Annotated in this window: 21 protein-coding genes; 13 read left to right on the top strand and 8 right to left on the bottom strand. The window is 61.2% G+C overall.

What is annotated here, in order from left to right; genetic code table 11:
* Positions 1 to 19 precede the first annotated feature (19 nt).
* The 5 genes from IFT66_RS10130 to IFT66_RS10110 all read left to right on the top strand — a co-directional run bounded on the left by IFT66_RS10130 (position 20) and on the right by IFT66_RS10110 (position 5707).
* Positions 20 to 2722 (top strand): sensor histidine kinase, encoded by a 2703-nt coding sequence (locus IFT66_RS10130; RefSeq protein ID WP_192077527.1) that lies wholly within the window; start codon positions 20 to 22, stop codon positions 2720 to 2722.
* A complete protein-coding gene (locus IFT66_RS10125; protein WP_174196249.1) occupies positions 2719 to 3408 on the top strand; it encodes a response regulator transcription factor in 690 nt (229 codons plus the stop codon). The genes IFT66_RS10130 and IFT66_RS10125 overlap by 4 nt, the downstream gene beginning before the upstream one ends.
* A 75-nt stretch (positions 3409 to 3483) precedes the next feature.
* Positions 3484 to 4155: a DUF2161 domain-containing phosphodiesterase gene (locus tag IFT66_RS10120; RefSeq protein WP_192077526.1), complete on the top strand. Its 672-nt coding sequence runs from the start codon at positions 3484 to 3486 to the stop codon at positions 4153 to 4155.
* A 207-nt stretch (positions 4156 to 4362) separates the two neighbouring features.
* Positions 4363 to 5181 (top strand): GGDEF domain-containing protein, encoded by an 819-nt coding sequence (locus IFT66_RS10115; RefSeq protein ID WP_113165496.1) that lies wholly within the window; start codon positions 4363 to 4365, stop codon positions 5179 to 5181.
* A gap of 100 nt (positions 5182 to 5281) precedes the next feature.
* Positions 5282 to 5707 (top strand): plastocyanin/azurin family copper-binding protein, encoded by a 426-nt coding sequence (locus IFT66_RS10110; protein WP_192077525.1) that lies wholly within the window; start codon positions 5282 to 5284, stop codon positions 5705 to 5707.
* Between the two features lie 108 nt (positions 5708 to 5815).
* Here the strand turns inward: IFT66_RS10110 and hydA are convergent, their stop codons facing one another.
* From hydA to IFT66_RS10085, 5 genes are all read right to left on the bottom strand, one after another.
* Entirely contained in the window at positions 5816 to 7234 is a 1419-nt protein-coding gene (gene hydA / locus IFT66_RS10105) for a dihydropyrimidinase (RefSeq protein ID WP_192077524.1), read from the bottom strand.
* 15 nt (positions 7235 to 7249) lie between these two features.
* Positions 7250 to 8518, bottom strand: coding sequence for a cysteine desulfurase-like protein (locus IFT66_RS10100; protein WP_192077523.1), 1269 nt, complete (start codon positions 8516 to 8518; stop codon positions 7250 to 7252).
* Between the two features lie 28 nt (positions 8519 to 8546).
* Entirely contained in the window at positions 8547 to 9296 is a 750-nt protein-coding gene (locus IFT66_RS10095) for an amino acid ABC transporter ATP-binding protein (protein WP_274604811.1), read from the bottom strand.
* A complete protein-coding gene (locus tag IFT66_RS10090; RefSeq protein ID WP_113165500.1) occupies positions 9296 to 9967 on the bottom strand; it encodes an amino acid ABC transporter permease in 672 nt (223 codons plus the stop codon). The genes IFT66_RS10095 and IFT66_RS10090 overlap by 1 nt, the downstream gene beginning before the upstream one ends.
* 78 nt (positions 9968 to 10045) lie before the next feature.
* The gene (locus IFT66_RS10085) at positions 10046 to 10843 is read right to left on the bottom strand and encodes a transporter substrate-binding domain-containing protein (protein ID WP_062582473.1); all 798 of its coding nucleotides are present in this window, start codon (positions 10841 to 10843) and stop codon (positions 10046 to 10048) included.
* Between the two features lie 155 nt (positions 10844 to 10998).
* Between IFT66_RS10085 and IFT66_RS10080 the strand changes: the two genes are divergently transcribed.
* Positions 10999 to 11709 (top strand): FadR/GntR family transcriptional regulator, encoded by a 711-nt coding sequence (locus tag IFT66_RS10080; RefSeq protein ID WP_192077522.1) that lies wholly within the window; start codon positions 10999 to 11001, stop codon positions 11707 to 11709.
* Between the two features lie 156 nt (positions 11710 to 11865).
* Complete coding sequence (locus tag IFT66_RS10075) at positions 11866 to 13167, top strand: PQQ-dependent sugar dehydrogenase (protein WP_062582477.1); 1302 nt, start codon at positions 11866 to 11868, stop codon at positions 13165 to 13167.
* A gap of 99 nt (positions 13168 to 13266) precedes the next feature.
* Here IFT66_RS10075 and IFT66_RS10070 read toward each other — a convergent pair whose 3' ends face one another.
* Entirely contained in the window at positions 13267 to 13857 is a 591-nt protein-coding gene (locus IFT66_RS10070) for a TetR/AcrR family transcriptional regulator (RefSeq protein WP_192077521.1), read from the bottom strand.
* A gap of 74 nt (positions 13858 to 13931) precedes the next feature.
* On the opposite strand from IFT66_RS10070, the gene bdcA reads away from it, so the two are divergent.
* From bdcA to IFT66_RS10045, 5 genes are all read left to right on the top strand, one after another.
* A complete protein-coding gene (gene bdcA / locus IFT66_RS10065; RefSeq protein ID WP_192077520.1) occupies positions 13932 to 14645 on the top strand; it encodes an SDR family oxidoreductase in 714 nt (237 codons plus the stop codon).
* Positions 14646 to 14810: 165 nt separating this feature from the next.
* Complete coding sequence (locus tag IFT66_RS10060; protein WP_192077519.1) at positions 14811 to 15611, top strand: alpha/beta hydrolase; 801 nt, start codon at positions 14811 to 14813, stop codon at positions 15609 to 15611.
* A 9-nt stretch (positions 15612 to 15620) separates the two neighbouring features.
* Complete coding sequence (locus tag IFT66_RS10055) at positions 15621 to 15992, top strand: hypothetical protein (RefSeq protein WP_192077518.1); 372 nt, start codon at positions 15621 to 15623, stop codon at positions 15990 to 15992.
* Between the two features lie 204 nt (positions 15993 to 16196).
* Positions 16197 to 17153 carry an SDR family oxidoreductase gene (locus tag IFT66_RS10050; RefSeq protein ID WP_192077956.1) on the top strand — a complete coding sequence of 319 codons (957 nt, stop codon included), beginning with the start codon at positions 16197 to 16199 and terminating at the stop codon, positions 17151 to 17153.
* A gap of 55 nt (positions 17154 to 17208) precedes the next feature.
* Positions 17209 to 18372, top strand: coding sequence for a zinc-dependent alcohol dehydrogenase (locus tag IFT66_RS10045; RefSeq protein WP_062460610.1), 1164 nt, complete (start codon positions 17209 to 17211; stop codon positions 18370 to 18372).
* A gap of 120 nt (positions 18373 to 18492) precedes the next feature.
* Here IFT66_RS10045 and IFT66_RS10040 read toward each other — a convergent pair whose 3' ends face one another.
* Both IFT66_RS10040 and IFT66_RS10035 read right to left on the bottom strand, forming a co-directional pair.
* Positions 18493 to 18870, bottom strand: a complete 378-nt coding sequence (locus tag IFT66_RS10040) for a PH domain-containing protein (protein ID WP_174196258.1) — start codon at positions 18868 to 18870, stop codon at positions 18493 to 18495.
* A gap of 32 nt (positions 18871 to 18902) precedes the next feature.
* Positions 18903 to 19346 (bottom strand): hypothetical protein, encoded by a 444-nt coding sequence (locus tag IFT66_RS10035; RefSeq protein WP_192077517.1) that lies wholly within the window; start codon positions 19344 to 19346, stop codon positions 18903 to 18905.
* A gap of 160 nt (positions 19347 to 19506) precedes the next feature.
* On the opposite strand from IFT66_RS10035, the gene msrA reads away from it, so the two are divergent.
* On the top strand, positions 19507 to 20010 hold the full coding sequence (gene msrA / locus IFT66_RS10030) for a peptide-methionine (S)-S-oxide reductase MsrA (RefSeq protein WP_062460601.1): 504 nt from the start codon (positions 19507 to 19509) through the stop codon (positions 20008 to 20010).
* Positions 20011 to 20080 lie beyond the last annotated feature (70 nt).

Here is a 20080-nt window from a genome sequence, read left to right as displayed (position 1 = left end):
TGCGGAACGAAAGACCTCCATGCCGGAAGCAAAACACGAAGGCGCTAGCAGACCATCACCGGACGCACTTCTCGAGTACGCCCGGCAGGAGGGGCGTGGCAGGCTGAAGATCTTTCTCGGGGCCGCACCCGGCGTCGGCAAGACCTACGAAATGCTGATGTCCGGCCGCAGCCGAAAGGCCGACGGGATCGATGTGGCGATCGGCGTGGTCGAAACCCATGGACGCAAGGAAACCGAAGCGCTGGTCGAGGGCTTCGAAATGATCCCGCGCCGCGTGTTCGACTATCGCGGCCAGCAGCTCGACGAAATGGATCTCGATGCGATCCTTGCCAGGAAGCCCCGTCTGGTTCTGGTCGATGAACTGGCTCACACCAACGCCCCCGGCAGCCGCCATCCGAAGCGCTATCTCGACGTCCTCGAAATTCTCGCCAGCGGCATCGACGTCTTTTCGACGCTGAATATCCAGCATGTGGAGAGCCTGAACGACATCGTCGCGCAGATCACGCGTATCCGCGTCCGGGAAACGGTGCCGGACTCGGTGATCGACCGCGCCGACGATATCGAGATCATCGATATTACGCCGCAGGATCTGATCAAGCGTCTGCATGACGGCAAGGTCTATCTGCCGACGACCGCGCGGCGTGCGGTCGAGAACTATTTCTCTCCGGGCAACCTCACGGCGCTGCGCGAACTGGCGCTGCGTCGCACGGCGCAGCGGGTCGATGATCAGCTTCTCAATCACATGCAGGCGCATGCCATCGCGGGTCCCTGGGCTGCGGGCGAACGCATTCTCGTTTGCCTCGATCATGGCCGAAACGGTGCGGCACTGGTGCGCTACGCAAGACGGCAGGCAGACAGGCTGCGGGCACCCTTGACGGCGCTGCATCTGGAGACGCCCGGATCTGCCAATCTGGGCGAGGCCGACAAGGACCGGTTATCGGCTGCGATGCGGCTTGCCGAACAGCTCGGCGCCGAAACCGTGACGCTGCCCGCCTCGCGGGTGTCGCGGGAGATCATCGCCTACGCGAATGCCAACAACTTCAATCACCTGATCATCGGCAAGTCCACCAAGCCGCGCTGGCGGGAGCTATTGGATGGGTCGATCACACACGATCTGATCCGCTATTCCGGTGCGATCAGCGTTCATGTGATGTCCGGCGGCAGCGAGGAGGCCGTATCTCCAGGTGTGCGGACAGCGCTGCCGGCCAAGAAGCTCAATCCGAAACATTACATCCGCGCATCGCTGTTCATGACGGCGGCGGTTGCGATCGGCTCGCTGCTCGACCAGGCGCTCGACGTGCAGAACCTGGCGCTTGTCTTTCTGATGGGCGTGCTCGCCTCGGCAATCCGGGGAGGGCTCGGGCCGGGTCTCTATGCGTCCTTCATCGGCGCTCTCGCCTTCAATTTCTTCTTTCTCGAGCCGCGCTTCACGTTCACGATCCGAGATCCGGAAAGCGTCGTTGCCCTTCTCTCGTTTCTCGGAACCGCCGTTGTGGCGAGCAATCTGGCCGCGTCGGTTCAAAGGCAGGCGATAGCCGCCCGGCAGAGAGCCCGCACGACCGAGGATCTCTACCTGTTCTCGAAGAAGCTTGCCGGAACCGGGACGCTTGACGACGTGCTCTGGGCCACCGCGTTCCAGATTGCCTCCATGCTGAAGGTTCGGGTTGTCATTCTGTTGCCCGAGAACGACACCCTTGCCGTCCGGGCCGGCTATCCGCCTGATGACACGCTTGTCGATGCCGACATCGCGGCGGCGAAGTGGACATGGGAACACAATCGTCCGGCCGGCCGCGCGGCCGATACGTTACCCGGCGCCAAGCGATTGTACCTGCCGTTGCGCACGGGACGCGGGGCGATCGGCGTTGTCGGCCTCGACAACGACAGGCAGGGACCGTTGCTCACCCCGGACCAGCAGCGTCTGTTCGATGCGCTGGCCGATCAGGCCGCACTCGCGATCGAGCGGATCCAGCTCGTCGCTGACGTCGACAAGGCAAAGCTTGCCGCCGAAACGGACAAACTGCGCACCGCACTGCTGACCTCGCTTTCGCATGATCTGAAGACGCCGCTTTCGGCCGTGCTCGGGTCGGCGAGCACGCTCAAGGATTTCGGGGCGAACCTGACCGATCACTCGCGAGATGAACTTCTGACCACCGTGATCGAAGAGTCGGAGCGGCTCAACCGGTTCATCGTCAACCTGCTCGACATGACGCGCATCGGTTCGGGCGCCATGGAGCCAAACTTTGCGCTTCATTATGTCGGCGATATCGTCGGGACGGCCTTGAAGCGGGCACAGAAAATCACCGCCGATCACAGGCTGAAGGTGGCTATTCCATCCGAAATGCCGATGATCAGAAGCGATCCGGTCCTTCTGGAGCAGGCACTCTTCAATCTCATCGACAATGCGGCCAAATATGCGCCAGAGGGCACAACGATCGAAGTTCTGGGCTGGTCAGATGCGAAATACGTCACCCTCGCCGTTCTGGACGAGGGGCCGGGGATCCCCGATGCCGACCTGGAACGGGTGTTCGACACCTTCTACCGGGTGCGCAAGATCGATCATGTCAAGGCCGGCACCGGCCTTGGACTGTCCATCAGCCGTGGTTTCATCGAAGCGATGGGCGGGCGTCTGACGGCCGGAAACAGACCAGCAGGTGAGGGAGCGATCTTTACGATCCGTATGCCAATTCCGGCCCAGCTGCAGATTGACGGAGACATGCGATGAACCAGGCCGCCACGAGAATTCTGGTCGTCGATGACGAGCCGCCGATCCGCAAGCTGTTGCGGGTCGGGCTTTCGACGCAGGATTTCGTCATCATCGAAGCACCGAACGCGAGGACCGCGATGGAGCTCGTGGCTGCCGATCAGCCCGACCTCGTTCTGCTGGATCTCGGCCTGCCCGATATGGCCGGGCACGATCTTCTGGCGAAATGGCGGGCCGAGGGGCTGACGCTGCCGATCGTGATCCTGTCGAGCCGGACGGATGAGGAGGGGATCGTCAAGGCGCTGGAAATGGGTGCCGACGACTATCTCACCAAGCCGTTCAACATGAACGAGCTGATTGCGCGGATCCGGGTTGCGTTGCGCCACCGGCTGCAGACCCAGGGCGAAAAGCCGATCTTCCAGACGGGTGATCTCAGTGTCGATCTCGTCCGGCGCGTGGTCAAGGTGAAGGGCGAGGAGGTGAAGTTCTCCCGCAAGGAATACGACATCCTGCGAATCCTCGTGCAGCATGCGGGGCGCGTGCTGACCCACCGGTACCTGATCGATCAGGTCTGGGGGGAGGTCACCGACATCCAGTATCTGCGCATCTACGTGCGCCAGATCCGCCAGAAGATCGAGGAAATGCCCGACCAGCCGCGATACATCCTGACCGAAACGGGCGTCGGCTACCGGCTGGCCGAAAGCTGAAATCCGGCCGCGGGGTGATCTGGCCGGTTGATCGGTGTATGTCTGCAGCCTGATTCCCGACTGTGATGCGCATCCATGGAAACCTCCCTCTATCTACCGGTCAAATCCTTCCTCGAGACTGCAGGCTATGTGGTGAAGGGCGAAGTCGGCGGCTGTGATCTCGTCGGCCTGAGCGAGGGCGATCCCACCGTCGTCGTCATCTGCGAGCTCAAGCTGAGCTTCAATCTGGAGCTTATTCTCCAAGCGGTCGACAGGGCGGCTGTTGCGGACGAGGTCTGGATTGCGGCAAAGCTTTCGCTCAAGGGCAAGGGCCGCGAAACGGACAAGCGCTACCGCGACCTCTGCCGCCGGCTTGGCATCGGTATTCTCGGCGTTTCGGCCGCAGGAGATGTGAGCGTCATCGTCGGCTCCGTGTCGCCGATGCCGCGGACCAATCCGAAACGACGTTCCAGGCTGATGCGCGAACACCAGAAGAGACGCGGCGATCCCGTGCTGGGCGGCAGTACGCGGGTTCCCGTCATGACCGCCTATCGCCAGCAGGCGCTTAGCTGCGCCGCCATGGTCTCCAACGGTCCGTCCCGCGTGCGCGATATCAGGGCGGTTGCCCCGGATGCCGGCAAGATCCTGCTTTCCAACGTGTATGGATGGTTCGAGCGGCTCGACAGAGGCGTCTACGGCCTCACCGACGCTGGCCGTGAAGCACTGCACAGATGGCCCCAGCCGGATCCCCGGTCTTCTGACGTTTGATTACCGGCAGGGGCTCCCACGACCACGCCAATGTTCCATGGCTGCATCAGTTTGATGAGGAAATGCGAGAATTATTTGCGACACTTAATCGCGAATTAACTTGTGTTCGGATTCACGAAGTCTCAACGCGTTTGTAGTTCAGTGTGGCGAGCTGAAAGCCGCCAGGCGCGTCCGCGTGGTCGTTTCGAACCGTATTGGAATTACCGCATGCTTGCTTTGATCGACCGCTACATCAAGCAGGCCTGTGCGTCGGACCGGTTCGAGACGCGACGCAAAGTCCTCGCATTCGCATTGCTCATGACCGTTTGCGTCACCGTTGTTGCCGACATTCTCAACGTTGCGGCCCACTACACGCTTCATGCCTTGGGATGGCTGCCGTATGACGTCGTGCCCGCGGCAACAGTTGGGGTTATCATCTCGACTGTCGTTGCATCGGCGCTGACATTTTCGATCGTCTATATCGTTGGTCTAGCAATTCATCACCTCACGATCTCCCGGGCGGCTTTCGAGCATTTGAGCCGGACGGACATGTTGTCGGGGCTGATGAATCGGCGAGCGTTCCTGGATGAGGTGACGCGCGCTCCCGCCGCATCTTCTCTCATCCTGTTCGATATCGATAAGTTCAAGGCGATCAACGACCGCTTTGGCCACGATATCGGGGACCAGGCCATCATCGCAGTTGCGCATCAGCTCGCCGAGATCTTTTCGCAAAGTCGTGCCGTTGCCCGGATCGGTGGTGAGGAGTTCGCAGTCCTCGTGTCAGCGCTTTCGCCGACGGAGCGTCTCTCGCTCGCGCACCGCTGCAGGGCCCTGATTGCTGCGCGGCCCATACAAGCGGGCAAAAGGCAGGTCGATATCACGGTGTCCGGTGGCGTTGCGGACCAGGAGGACTACCCTACGTTCGAGGATCTCTACAAGGCCTCCGACAAGGCGCTGTTCGTTGCCAAGGCGTCCGGGCGCAATTGTGTCGTTCACAGCAAAGACATCGCGGTCATTCTCGACGCGCATAAGGTGGCCACGATGTAACGGCCTGCTCCGGTAGGCGGCGAGAACAAGCTCCAATTCGTTCAGGCCGCTGTCAGCTTGCCGTCATACCCATCCGGTGATGACAACCGGAGGTAAACCCATGCTCACAATCCGAAACACCGCTATTGCACTTGTCCTTTTCGTTGCTGCAACGCCTGCACTGGCCGCCTCTATGGTCAAGGTTGTCGAGTCCGGCGAAGCGGGTGAGCCGATGACGTTGACGATGGATCAGACGACCGTTCCGGCAGGCGACACAACGTTTATGGTCCACAACGACGCGACGACCGAGGAGCACGAAATGGTGCTCGTCAAGTTGAAGTCGCCAGATCAGACACTCACCGTGGTCAAGGCCAAACATCGCGTCGATGAGAAGACGCTGAAAAGCCTTGGCGAAGTCGCCGATCTGAAGCCCGGTGCCGATGGCCAGTTGAAGGCCAAGCTTGTCCCCGGAACGTATATGCTCTTTTGCAACATCAAGGGCCATTACGAAGCCGGCATGCATGCGACCCTCACGGTGACGAAGTAATCACCGCTTGCTTGCGGGCTCCGCCGCCTCGTAGCGGCGGCCAAGTCACGCTCGGATCGTCAGGCAGACGTGGTGGCCAGCGAAAGGCGTTGCAGGTTGTGCAACGCCTCAAGTTGAACCGCGGCTCGATGTCAGGGACGAGCGGTTTCGCGGGAGATAGCGGCCGCGGCTTTCGGGCCCGGTCAGCTCTCCGTCCTTGACGATGGTCCTGCCGCCCAGCAGCATCTGCACCGGCCAGCCGCGGATATCGAGCCCTTCATAGGGCGTATAGTCCGCGCCGTGTTTCAGGAGGTCGTTCGTGACGGTGACGCGCTTGTCCGGATCCCAAAGCGCGATGTCTGCATCGGCGCCGATCGCGATCGTGCCTTTGCGGGGATAGAGACCGTAGAGTTTGGCATGATTGGTCGAGGTCACGGCAACGAACGTGTTGATGTCGATGCGGCCCTTCATGACGCCTTCGGAAAACAGGATCGGCAGACGGGTGGCGACGCCCGGTATGCCGTTCGGGATCCAGCGGAAATTCCGCTTGCCCTTGTCGTTGAGCTTGCCTTCCGGATCGTCGAAGCGGAAAGGGCAGTGGTCGGAGGAGAACAGGTCGAAGACGCCCTGTTCCAGTCCCTCCCAGCAGGCATCCTGGCTGGCCCTGTCGCGCGGCGGCGGCGAGCAGACGAATTTGGCGCCCTCCATCTCCGTCTGGTCGAGATCATCGGCCGTCAGCATCAGATATTGCGGGCAGGTTTCGCCGGCGATCTTCTGGCCGCGCTGACGGGCGCGGCGGATCTCTTCCATCGCCTCGCGGTTTGAAACGTGGACGATGACGATCGGCACATCGACGATTTCGGCCAGTGATAGCGCCCGGTGGGTGGCTTCGCGTTCAGCCGCGATCGGCCTGGTCGTGGCATGGAATTTTGGCGCGACCTTGCCTTCTTCCTCATGCCGGCCGATCAGGTAGCGGATCGCATCCTCGTTTTCGCAATGGACCATGACCAGCGCGCCGGTGCGCCGTGCGGTGTCGAGCGTGGCCAGGATCTCGTCGTCGCGCAGCCGCAGACCCTCATAGGTCATGAACACCTTGAGCGAGGTGTAGCCGTCCTCGACAAGCGCCGGCAGTTCCTGTCCAAGCACCTCAGGGGTCGGATCGGTGATGACCAGATGGAAGGCGACGTCGACATGGCATTTGCCGTCTGCCTTGGCGTGATAGATCTTCAGCGCCTCGCGCAGGCTCTGGCCCTTCTCCTGCATGCAGAAGGCCAGAACCGTGCTGTTGCCGCCGATCGCCGCCGACCGGGTGCCCGAGTCGAAGTCGTCTGCCATGACGATGCCGTCTCCGGACGGCTGGTCCAGATGGACATGGCTGTCGATACCACCCGGCAGGACGAACAGGCCGGTCGCGTCGATCACCTCGTCGGCGTCAGTGAGTTCCGCCGCAAGGGCAGCGATGCGGCCATCCTTGATGCCCACATCGCTCACGAATGTGTCGCTGGCGGTAACCACCGTGCCGTGTCTGATGACCGTATCGAAGCGCATGATCCGTTCCCTTCTTCAAGCGGCGGCGGCCGCGCGGCCGGCGTCGGTCGCGAGGATCCGATCGAGCGCTGCGGTGAAGCGATCGAGCTCTTCCAGCGTGTTGTAGTGCACCATCGAGACGCGAACCATGCCGCTGTGGTCGGTCAGGTCGAGATATTCGGCAAGCCGGCGCGAGTGGAAATCGCCGAAACGGATGGCGATCTTTTCGCCGTCCATCGCCTTGCAGACTTCGCCAGCGTCGCGGCCATCGAAGCGGAACGCGATCGTCGGGACCCTCGTGCTACCGCTGTTCGTCGTCTGGCCGACGATGCGGCAGTCGTTGCGTGTGCGAAGGTAAGCGAGAAGGCGTTCCACCAGCAGGTTTTCCTGGGCGGTGATCGCTGCGAAGGCCGCTTCGATCTTCTGGCGCACGGTGCCGGTCTCGCCGGCCTGTTCGCCGAGCGCCGTCAGGTAATCGACGATGCCGCAGGTCGAATAGGCGAGCTCGTAGTTCGGGTTGCCCGGTTCCAGCTTGCCCGGCACTTTGTCCTTGCCATAAAAGTAATGGTAGAGCGTGTCGAGCTCGGCCAGCAGATCGTATTTGCCATACATCAGCGCGTAGTGAGGACCATAGGTCTTGTAGAGGCTGAAGACGTAGTAATCGACATCCAGCGCCTGCACGTCGACGGCGCGGTGCGGGGCATAGGCCACGGCATCGACGCAGATTTTCGCGCCACGGGCATGGACGAAGTCGGCGATCTCTCTGATCGGGTTGATCGATCCGAGGATGTTCGACACGTGCGTGACGCAGACGAGCTTGGTGCGATCGCTCATCAGCGGCGCAAGGTCGGCGAGATCAAGCGTCAGCGTGTCCTTGTTGAGTGGCCAGAACTTCAGCGTGATGCCGCGCTCCTGCAGCCGGTCCCAGGGGCCGATATTGGATTCGTGATCGCTGACGGTGACGATGATCTCGTCGCCCGGCGAGAGCTGGCTCTGCATGGCGCGGGCAAGGTTCTGCAGCAGCTGAGTGGTGGAAGCGCCAAAGACGATTTCTTCCGGACGCGAGGCGTTGACCAGATGCATGGCCGCGGTGCGCGATTCGTAGAGTGCGGCGGCTGCCGCCTGCGAGACGGCGTAGGAGCCGCCGATCTGGACGTTCTTCTCGATCAGGAATGTGTTGATGCGCTCAACGGCACCTTTAAGGATCTGCGACCCTCCGGCGTTGTCGAACAGCGTCCAGCCGCGGGCGAGGCCGGGGAACTGGCTGCGCACGTAATCGAGATCGAGTGGAGATTTGGTGTTCATCCCTGTAGTCCTGCGTTTGTTGTTCTTGTCAATGATTGAGCACGGCGCGCAAGAAGCTGCGTGTCCGTTCTTCCCTAGGATTGTCGAAGATCTCGGCAGGCGTGCCCGCTTCGACAAGGCGTCCCGCATCCATGAAGATCACCCGGTCTGCGACCTGGCGGGCAAAGCCCATCTCATGGGTGACGATGATCATGGTGACGCCGGTGCCGGCGAGCTTGCGCATCACGTCCAGCACTTCGCCGACCATTTCCGGATCGAGCGAAGAGGTCGGCTCGTCGAACAGCAGTACGTCGGGTTCCATGGCAAGCGCGCGGGCAATTGCCACGCGCTGCTGCTGGCCGCCGGAAAGCTGGCCCGGAAACTTTTCCGCCTGTTCGGAAATACCGACGCGTGCCAGCAGTTCGCGGGCTTTGCGCTCGGCGTCTTCTGGCGATGCCTTCCTGACGCGCATCGGTGCCAGCATGACATTTTTCAGCACCGTCATATGCGGGAAGAGATTGAACGACTGAAACACCATGCCGACTTCGGCGCGGACTTTCGCAAGCGCCGGGCCGGGCGCGACGCGGGTGCCGTCGACGGTGATGGTACTTTCGGGCGAGAAGGCTTCTAGGTGGTTGATGCAGCGGATCAGCGTCGATTTGCCGGAGCCGGAGGGGCCGATGATGCAGACCACTTCGCCTTCGGCCACATCGAGATCGATATCGTGCAGAACGGTGAATGTGCCATAGGCCTTGTTCAGGCGGCGGATCGAGATCAGGGGGCCGGTTGTCTTCGCCATCAGCGTTTCCCCCGGCTGTAATGCTTTTCAAGACGTCCGACGACGGCCACCATCGGCCAGAGCAGCGCGATATAGATGAGCGCGGCCCCGATCAGCGGCGTCGGGTTGGCGTTGAGCGCCTGTGCCTGGGTCGCCTGCTTGAGAAGATCCGGCATGGCGACGACGGAGGCAAGGGCCGTATCCTTCATGACGTTGATGCAATTGTTGGTGAGCGGCGGAATGACGATGCGGATCGCCTGCGGCAGGATGATATCCATCATCGTGCTCCGACCCGACAGGCCCAGCGCTGCCGACGCCTCGAACTGCCCGTGCGGAATGGCCTCGATGCCGGCGCGAAAGATCTCGGCGGTATAGGCGGCAGAGACGAGCGACAGCGCGGTCACGGCCGACAGAAACGGCGACAGGCGGATGCCGACGAAGGGGAGGGCGTAGTAGACGACGATCAGCAGAACCAGCAGCGGTATCGAGCGAAAGATGTCGATATAGATGCGGATCAGGACCTGAACGAATGCCGGCGCATAAAGCCTTGCCACCGCCAGAAACAGTCCGCCGGCGAGGCCGACCAGGATGCTGGTAATGCCGATCTGCAGCGTGACGACCAGACCCCAGAGCAGCTGCGGCAGACTGTTCAGGAAGACCGGTATGTTGAAGAATGTATTGAGAAGGTTCATGCCGGATCGGCTCCCTTGGCAAGCCGACGGAGCGTTTGGCGCTCCGCCGGATGCAATTCAAGCTTGTTCGGGTGAGCCTTACTTGGCCTTCGGCATGTCGAGGACGGCGACGGTCGAGGTCGTGTCTTCGGCCTTGGCACCGAACCATGTCTGGTGCAGCTTGGCGATGAAGCCTTCGCCCTTGAGCGTGGTGATGACCGCGTTGACTTCGGTTGCCAGCGGATCGCCCTTGTTGAACATGATCGAGTATTTCTCGCCGGTCGGGATGCGCTCGACGACCTTCAGTTCCGGCTTGTCCTTGGCGTAGTAGAGCAGGGCCGGGATGTCGGAGATGTAGCCATCGACGCGGCCGGCAACGAGATCGAGCATGGCCGGCTGCAGGCCTTCGAAGCGGCGGATTTCGCCGAGCTTGTATTCGCCCTTGTGGCTGTCTGCCCACATGTCGCCGGTCGAGCCCGTATCGACGCCGACGACCTTGCCGCTCATGCCCTTGAGGCCGGTGATGCCGGAAGCGGCCGTTACGGTCAGCGACTGGTCGCTGTCGTAATAGGGTTGGGCGAAGGACACAGACTGCAGGCGCTTTTCGGTGATGGTGATCGACGACACCGCCATGTTGATGCGGCCCGACTGTACCGCCGGGAACAGGCCGTTGAACGGCGTGTTGACGAATTCGACGGTCTTGCCGAGGCGCTTGGCGATTTCGTTGACCAGATCGATCTCGAAACCCGTCACCTTGCCGCTGGCGTCTTCGAATTCCCAGGGCACATTGCCGATATTGGCGCCGACGGTAAGATCGGCAGCGTGAACGCCGATTGCGCCAAGCGCTGTAAACAGGCCGGCGAGAACGGTGGTTTTGATGCGTGACGCATGTAGCATTGAAGAACCCCTTGTTTTTATGATGAGACGCAATCTATGTTGGTCTAACTGGTCAGACCAGTCCGACCAAACAAGCACGGCACTTTGGGCTTTGCAAGATAGCTCGGGGAAAATATATCTGACAGGCCGCAGGGGCCCAGCTGTAATAGGTTCGCATGCTCAACAAAACGCTCGTTCCGCAGTCGGTGGCCCGCGAAATCCAGACCATGATCCAGGCCGGCCAGTTGAAGGCCGGCGAAAAAATCCCGTCGCAGCGTGAGTTTTCGCAAAAGTTCGGGATCAGCCGGGCATCGTTGCGCGAGGCGCTTCTGACCCTGGAAACGCTGGGCCTTTTGAAGACCGAAGCCGGTCGCGGCACGTTCGTGACGGCGGGTTCGAGCTCGGCCTCGGACGGAGGCATGAGCCAGTCGGGTCACATGGCGCCATGGCGTTACTCCGACAGCTATTCTGTGTTCGACGTGTTCCAGACACGCATCCTTTTGGAAGGCGAGATCGCGCGTCTCTCCGCGGGGCGCCTGTCGCAGGCGCAACTCGAGAAGATGGAACTGGCGACGCAGACGATGGAGGATTGCTGGGCCCGCCAGGACCTGCTTGCCAACGTCGAGGCGGATCTCGATTTCCACGGCACGATCGTTTCGGCCTGCGCCAATACCATGCTGAAGGCGCTCTACCAGACGGTGCGCGATCAGGTCACCGAAACCCAGCGGCAACCGATCCCGATGACGGATCCCGAGCGCATGCGACAGTCGATCGCCGAGCACCGGCGCATCATTGCGGCCCTGAGATCGAATGATGCGGCGTTGGCGAAGAGCGAAATGGAAACGCATATTCGCAACACCGCGCGCTGTGCAGGCCTTCAGCCATAGGCTGAAGGCGGCCGCATCCGGTGGCCGAAGGGTCACCCGGGCGGCAACCCGAGTGGTGGTGGATGCTCTGATAAATTGTGCCTTTGCCCTCTAGTGTCTGTTGCATAAAGGCTTTAGCGTTCTGCTCTTCGGATTCCTCAATGTCAGAGTTCCCCCATGACTGAGCCTTCTCTGTTTGCCCGCGTCGTCGCCTTTATCGGCCAGGGCGCTGTTCTCATTCGTCATTCGGGGGATGGCCCGCGGCAGCCGGTGTTCGGCACGACGCCTGCCATTCCGGCCGCAAAGCCGCAGGGCAAGATCCCGACCTTGAAGATGCCGACAGCCAAGGGCTGGGAGGGCGATCACAAGCCGACGGCTGCGGCGGGCCTCAAGGTCAACGCCTTTGCGCGCGGGCTTGTGCATCCGCGCAACATGCATGTTCTGCCGAATGGCGATGTGCTTGTGGCAGAATCGATGGGCGAGCGGGGCAATCCGCGCAGCCTGTTCGACCATGCGATGTCGGCGACGATGCAGCGGGCGCGCGCTTCCGGCGACAGCCCCAACCGCGTGACGCTGCTGCGCGACGCCGATGGCGACGGCGTGGCCGAGCAAAGTTTCGCCTATATCGAAAACGTTCGCCAGCCCTATGGTATCGCGCTTGTCGGTGACACGCTCTATGTGGGAGCAAGTGACGCGCTTCTGGCCTATCCCTACGAGGCCGGCGCGACGAAGATTACTGCGCAGCCGAAAAAGCTGATGGATCTGGTGCCCGGCGGACACTGGACGCGCAACCTGATCGTCAGCAAGGACGGCACCAAGCTTTTTGTCGCCGTCGGATCGCTCAGTAATATTGCCGACGAAGGCATGGGCGTGGAAGAAAACCGCGCCTGCATTCACGAATACGACCTTCAGACGGGCCAGTCGCGCATCTTTGCCGGTGGTCTTCGCAATCCCGTCGGCATGGCGTTCGAGCCTGAAGGCGGCATGCTGTGGACGGTTGTCAACGAACGCGACGGCCTGGGTGACGAGACGCCGCCGGATTATCTGACATCGGTCCGCGACGGCGGGTTCTACGGCTGGCCCTATTGCTACTGGAACCGGGTGGTGGACGACCGGGTGCCGCAGGATGCCGCAAAGGTGGCATCCGCGCAGCAGCCAGACTATGCGCTGGGCGGTCATACGGCGTCGCTCGGGCTTTGCTGGCTGCCCGCGGGCACGCTTCCCGGCTTTCCGGCGGGGATGGCGATCGGCCAGCACGGGTCGTGGAACCGCTCCAAGCTTTCCGGCTACAAGCTCGCCTTCGTCGCGTTCGAGAACGGCAAGCCCGTGGGAATGCCGCGCGAAATCCTCACCGACTTCCTGTCGAAGGACGAAAAGCACTCCTTCGGCCGCCCGGTCGGGGTGGCGCTGGCAGCCGACGGTGCCGTGCTGATGGCGGACGATGTCGGCGACGTCATCTGGCGCGTCACCGGCGCCTGATAGCGCGACGTAGATCATTTGAGTTGATTGCTGCGTGCCACCCGATGGGTGCGCAGCAATCGCGTTCCGTCGCTGCAGGCCCGACCGCAGCGGCGATGATCAATCCGCAAGCTCTTGCGCCAGGACCCGTCCGGCCAGGCGAGCAATGGCCAGGAGACGGTCCAGTTCCAATCCGCTGCGGGCCTTGGCGGAGAGGCCGGTCATTGTGGTCGAGACGAAATCGGTCACGCTTTCCGCCTTTTCCGGATGCCGCGCTGCGATAAAGCCGCGGATCACATCCTCCGCTGCTGCCTGCAATGCACGGGTCGCCGCGCGTGCCTCCGGATCATCGCAATGGGTTCCCTCCAGAACGAGACAGCCGGCGGTAGCCGGGTCGGCCGCATAGCGCCGGCAGGCGTCTTCCAGCACGGCCGCAAGGCATTCGGCAACCGGGCGGTCGGGCCTCAGGATATCAGCAAGCGGAATCGCCGCCGTTAGCGAGTAGCGTTCAAGAACGCGCGCGTACAAGCCGGCCTTGTTGCCGAAGGCGGCATAGAAGCTCGGCGGATTGATGCCGAGTGCCTGCGTGACATCGGCAACCCCCACGGCATCATAGCCGCGCGCATGGAACAGCTTTTGGGCGATCTCCACACCTTGGTCAGCATCAAAACGACGTGGGCGACCGCGGGTACGCGGAATATCTGTAGTCATTATTACAAAATACCTTGACGATGAACCCTGATGATTTATGTAGCAGTCATTACTGTATTTCTCAAGGATCTCAGATGACGACTTTTCAGGGAAAATCCGTTCTGGTTCTCGGCGGTAGCCGGGGTATCGGCGCCGCCATCGTGCGGCGGTTTGCAAACGACGGTGCCAACGTGACCTTCACCTATGCCGGCTCTCGCGCGGCGGCGGATGAGCTGGCGGCAGAGACCAAGACTACGGCTGTTCAGACCGACAGCTCCAGCCGCGATGCCGTGATTGCCCGGGTGCGAGAAAGCGGCCCGCTGGACGTGCTGGTGGTCAATGCCGGAATTGCTGTCTTCGGCGATGCGCTTGAACAGGATCCGGACGCGATCGACCGGCTTTTCCGGATCAATATCCATGCGCCCTATCACGCCTCGGTCGAAGCGGCGCGTCAGATGCCGGACGGCGGGCGGATCATCGTCATCGGTTCCGTCAATGGTGACCGGATGCCCATTCCGGGCATGGCCTCCTATGCGGTGAGCAAGTCTGCCCTGCAGGGACTGGCCCGCGGGCTGGCGCGCGATTTCGGGCCACGCGGCATCACCATCAACGTCGTTCAGCCGGGGCCGATCGATACGGATGCCAATCCGGAAAACGGACCGATGAAAGACCTGATGCACAGCTTCATGGCGATCAAGCGCCACGGTCGTCCGGAAGAGGTTGCTGGAATGGTCGCCTGGCTCGCCGGCCCGGAGGCGGGGTTCGTGACCGGGGCAATGCACACGATCGACGGTGCGTTCGGAGCGTAATCCCGGCATACCCCATCCGGGGCGACATCGCATAAGGCCAGTCGCACGACTGGCCTTACAGCTCTGGACTCAGCAATCTGCGATCTGCTTGCCCAAGTCTTTCAGCGCGTGGGAACAACGGCGCGGGTTTTCGGTTCCTCTCTCTCAGAAAAGAGAGGATTATCGATGACGCAGATCGTTTTCGTGCATGGCATGTTTCAAAATCCCAAAAGCTGGGACAACTGGGTTCGCTACTTCAGCGACAAAGGCTACGACTGCAGCGCCCCGGCATGGCCTCTCCACGATGGCGATCCGAAGGCATTGCGCGACAACCCGCCAGCCGGGCTCGGTGAGCTGAGCCTCGATGCCATCTATGCATCCATCAAATCGGCGGTCGCAGGCCTCGATAAGCCTGTCGTCATCGGTCACTCTGTCGGAGGTCTCATCGCGCAGAAGCTGCTCGCGGATGGCCACGTCTCGGGTGCAGTGGCGATCTCGTCGGTTGCGCCGAATGCCATGCTCGATTTCGACTGGGGCTTCATCAAGAACAGCGCCATCATCACCAATCCGCTGAAGGGTGATGAGCCGGTCTACATGGACGCAAAGACGTTCCATGGCTCCTTCGCCAACACGCTATCGGAAGAGCAGGCGGCTGTCGAGTTCCAGAAGACGGCGACCCACGACAGCCGCAACGTTCTGCGCGACTGCATGGGTTCGTCCGGCAAGATCGATCTCAGCCGTCCGCATGAACCTTTGCTTCTGGTTGCCGGCGAGAAGGATGAGATCATTCCCGCCGATCTCAACGAGAAGAATTTCAAGGCCTACGAGAATACCGGCAGCGTGACCGACTTCCGCGAGTTCCCCAACCGTGGCCACTACATCTGCGGTGAACCCGGCTGGGAAGAGGTCGCCGCCTATATCGACGGCTGGCTTCAGCAGAACCGGTTCGACGTCGACAACCGTATCTATGCTCCAAGCGCGATCTGAGGGACAACCATGACCAATATCAAAGCACGCGGGTTCGAAAGCACCGCTCTTCTCAATGAACATCTCGACGAGTTGGACGACGTCGCCTATGGCGAGCGCGGCGCATCGGCCGGGGCCATGTCCGGCAGCGAAGCCGAAATGGAACGGCTGCGTCGGGAAGTCGTCTATCTGCGCAACCGGATTGCCGAGATCGAAGGCGAGGGCCAGACCCGGCGTGCATCGCCGTCCTCCCAGACCCCAGAAAATTCGTGGGTGAAGCTGATCGGAACCGCCACGGCAACCTTCGTTCTTGGTCGGCTTGCACAACGGTTGCGGCTTGGACCTGTGGGGACGGCTGCCGTTCCGCTGATCGCCGGACAGCTTCTCAGCCGTATCCGCTGAACCACTGACATATTGCACCGGCGGCAGAGCTGCGGCCGGTGCATTCTTTGCATGGATTACGCCTGGTCTGGTGGCTGAACGAAGCCTCCCGTGAAGATAGACAGGCGAATGTGGGAACACTCCCCGTCCACCTTAGTTCTTGGGTTATAATCCAGGAACATTATCGTGCCGACATTCCCACCGCTCATTCTTTCGCGCCGACACATGCTTGCGTCCACCACAGCGGCGCTCGCCGCTTCGGCGTTGCCGGCATTTTCTCAAGATACGACTGTAAAGGCATCCATTATGGAAGACCCGACGACCAAGTACCCGCAGCCTCCGTTTCAGAAGCAGACCCAGCCATTCCCAGGTTTGGCCGGTAAGATGACGCCGAAGCCGGATCACGGCGAGACCTCGTATAAGGGCTCGGGCCGGCTGGCCGGTCGCAAGGCTCTGATCACCGGCGGCGATTCCGGGATGGGCCGTGCGGCTGCCATCGCCTATGCCCGCGAGGGTGCCGATGTCGCGATCAACTATCTTCCCGATGAAGAGCCGGATGCCAAAGAAGTCATCGCCCTGATCGAAAAGGAAGGTCGCAAGGGCATCGCACTTCCCGGCGATCTGCGCGACGAGGCATTCTGCGTGAAGCTTGTCGAAGATGCCGCAAAGGCTCTGGGTGGTCTCGACATTTTGGTCAACAATGCGGGCCGTCAGCAGCAGTCCCAGTCGCTGTCGGATATCACCACCGAAGCCTTCGACGCGACGATGAAGACGAACATCTACGCGATGTTCTGGCTGACCAAGGCGGCGCTCAAGCATCTGCAGCCGGGATCGTCGATCATCCAGACGACGTCCGAACAGGCCTACGATCCGTCCGAGAACCTGGTCGACTATGCCATCACCAAGGCGGCCGGCATGAGCTTCACGAAGTCGATGGCCAAGCAGCTCGGCCCGAAAGGCATCCGCGTCAACGGCGTTGCGCCGGGCCCGGTCTGGACGCCGCTGCAGGTGTCGGGCGGTGCGACGATGGAAAAGCTGGTCGAGTTCGGTGGCGATACGCCGCTCGGCCGACCGGGTCAGCCTGCCGAGCTTGCGTCGATCTACGTCCAGCTTGCCGACAACGGCGCAAGCTTCTCGACGGGACAGATCTACGGTGCTGCCGGTGGCAGCGGGCAACCTTGAACATGAACATGCGCATGAACACCAACGCGAATGCAACACGACCGGAGGTTAGAACGTGAAAGCTCTTACATGGCACGGCAGCGGTGATATCCGCTGCGAAGAAGTAGACGATCCAATCATTCAGCATGACCGCGATGCGATCATCAAGGTCACGAGCTGCGCCATCTGCGGCTCGGATCTTCACCTTTATGGTGGTTTCGTTCCCGGCATGCACGCAGGCGACGTGATGGGCCATGAAACGATGGGTGAGGTGGTCGAAGTCGGCCGCGGAAACTCGAAGCTCAAGGTCGGCGACCGCGTGGTCGTGCCGTTCACGATTTCCTGCGGCGAGTGCCGTCAGTGCAAATGGGGTCAGTTCTCGCTTTGCGAACGATCCAACCCCAACGGCGCGATGCAGGCCAAGCAGATCGGCTATCCGACGGCCGGCCTGTTCGGCTTCTCGGAAATGTACGGCCAGATCCCGGGCGGCCAGGCCCAGTACCTGCGCATTCCCTACGCCGATGTCGGGCCGATCGTGGTGCCGGATGGATTGACCGATGAACAGGTCCTGTTCCTCTCCGACATCTTCCCGACAGGCTACATGGCGGCCGAAAACTGCGACATCAAGCAGGGCCAGACGGTTGCCGTGTTCGGATGTGGTCCGGTCGGCCTGTTTGCGATCAAGTCGGCGTTCTTGCTCGGTGCAGAGCGCGTGATTGCGATCGACACCGTGCCGGAGCGCTTAGCGCTTGCGCAACAGTCCGGTGCCGAGACGCTTGACTATGCGGATGAGGATCTGCAGCAGCGCATTCTCGACATGACGAACGGTCTTGGGCCGGATGCGGTCATCGAGGCGGTGGGTCTTGAGAGCCATGGCGCCGGTGGCGTGATGGAAACGCTTCAGACCAAGCTGTCGGCAACCGAGCGTCCTTACGCGCTCAACCAGGCAATCCTCGCCTGCCGGCCCGGTGGTACGGTCTCTCTTCCCGGCGTGTTTGTCGGTCCGGCCGTTCCGACGTCGCTGGGCGCCTTCATGGGCAAGGGCCTGACCCTCAAGACCGGTCAGACCCACGTTCAGCGTTATCTTGAGCCGCTGATGAAGCTGATCCAGGATGGCAAGATCGATCCGTCATTCCTGATCACGCACCGCATCGGACTTGAGGAAGGTCCGGAGGCCTACAAGACGTTCCGCGACAAGCAGGACGGCTGCGTCAAGGTCGTGATTCGCCCGAACGGCTAATCAATCGAATGGCCTGCGGCATCTGCCGCAGGCCATTCCCTTGTAAGCATAAAGAGGATGCGGCGAAGCACCGGGCGCGTACCGTGCATTCAGCCGCATTGTCAGTTTGATACCTTGAGTTTAACGGAAGATACCGGTCGCGAGCGCGCGCTGTATGCCGCGCACATCGGTGCCCTTTTTCAGCGTTTTGGCAATCGGGCTGTCGCTACCCGATACCCAGATTTTCAGCTCCGAATCCAGATCGAACGTTCCCGCAGTCTCGACCGAAAACCGGGTGATCGACCGGTAGGGAATCGACATGTAGTCGACCTTACTTCCCGTCATCCCCTGGATGTCGACCATAATGATGCGATACTGGGTGAAGACGAAGAAATCGCGGATGAGTTTGAAGGCGAGTTGCGGCTGTTCTCCATCGATCAGCACGCCATCGAGGCGCTTGTTCAGGTCCGCCGGGTCGACCGTCGATCCATGGCCCAGAAATGCGTCAAAAAGGCCCATGATTGCAATCTCCCGGCAAAGGTTTTTGGTTTTTAGTCCTGAAGCGGCTTGATCGTCTCGATCACACCACCGGCGTCGATGACGCCGCGAGAGAGATCGGTTCGGCCACGCGCAATTTCAATGACGGTGTAGAGCTTTTCGTCCCGGAACGCGCTGGCGAAGTCGGTGCTGACGCCTTCGGCAGGCGCTGCGTCAACTTGCTGGAAGTCAACTTCCTGGCTGGTCGCGACAATCCGTGCATCTCCGGCAGTCCTTGCGGCAACCGTGACTGCGCCCTGCATGGGAGCATTCTGCCACCGCGGATCGTCGCTACGGGCGGTCGGTTCGAGCCTGTAGATGTTGAGCGTTTCGCCTGGCGTGGTCGTCACCGACGCGTCTTTGATCTGGGCCTCGCTTTCGACCGATTGCCCAACCCTTGTCTCGCTGATCGAGGTGTCCGAGAATTTGTCACCGTGGATGTCGTCGATATCAGACATTGCGTTTTCTCCTGCAAGGTTCCCGAATTGACGGCGGGTTGCACAGTTCCACTGCTCTGCTCGTTTACCGACAAGTGTTGCGATCGGTCGTTCGAGCCGTCTGGTTAAATGCGGAAGGCGACACCATATATTGGCGAGACGGACGAACAGGAGATACATCATGACAACCGAACGCGCAGTTTTAGCAGGCGGCTGCTTTTGGGGAATGCAGGATCTGATCCGCAAGCTTCCCGGTGTCCAATCCACACGCGTGGGCTATACGGGCGGAAGTGTTGCAAACGCGACCTATCGCAATCACGAGGGTCACGCGGAGGCGATCGAGATCAATTTCGATCCGACCAAGACGACCTACCGCGACCTGCTGGAGTTCTTCTTCCAGATCCACGATCCAAGCACCCGCAATCGGCAGGGTAACGACGTCGGCTCGAGCTATCGCTCCGCGATCTTCTTCACCAGTGACGAACAGAAGAATGTTGCCGCTGACACGATCGCCGATGTGGATGCGTCCGGTATCTGGCCGGGCAAGGTCGTGACGGAAGTCGTGCCTGAGGCAGAATTCTGGGAGGCGGAGCCTGAGCATCAGGATTATCTGGTGCGAATCCCCAATGGCTATACCTGCCACTTCCCGCGGCCCAACTGGCGGCTGCCGAAGCGTGCAGCGTAACGGGTCGCCCGATAACATTATCCCGAAACGCACTTGGGCCCGGTGGAAACACCGGGCCCAAGTCGTAATG

Origin of the sequence: Rhizobium sp. CFBP 13726, from assembly GCF_014841925.1 — a bacterium.
In the GTDB taxonomy this organism is placed as follows: domain Bacteria; phylum Pseudomonadota; class Alphaproteobacteria; order Rhizobiales; family Rhizobiaceae; genus Neorhizobium; species Neorhizobium soli.
The sequence above is the reverse complement of the archived record's forward strand: the minus strand, read 5'-3'. Positions and strand labels throughout refer to the sequence as shown.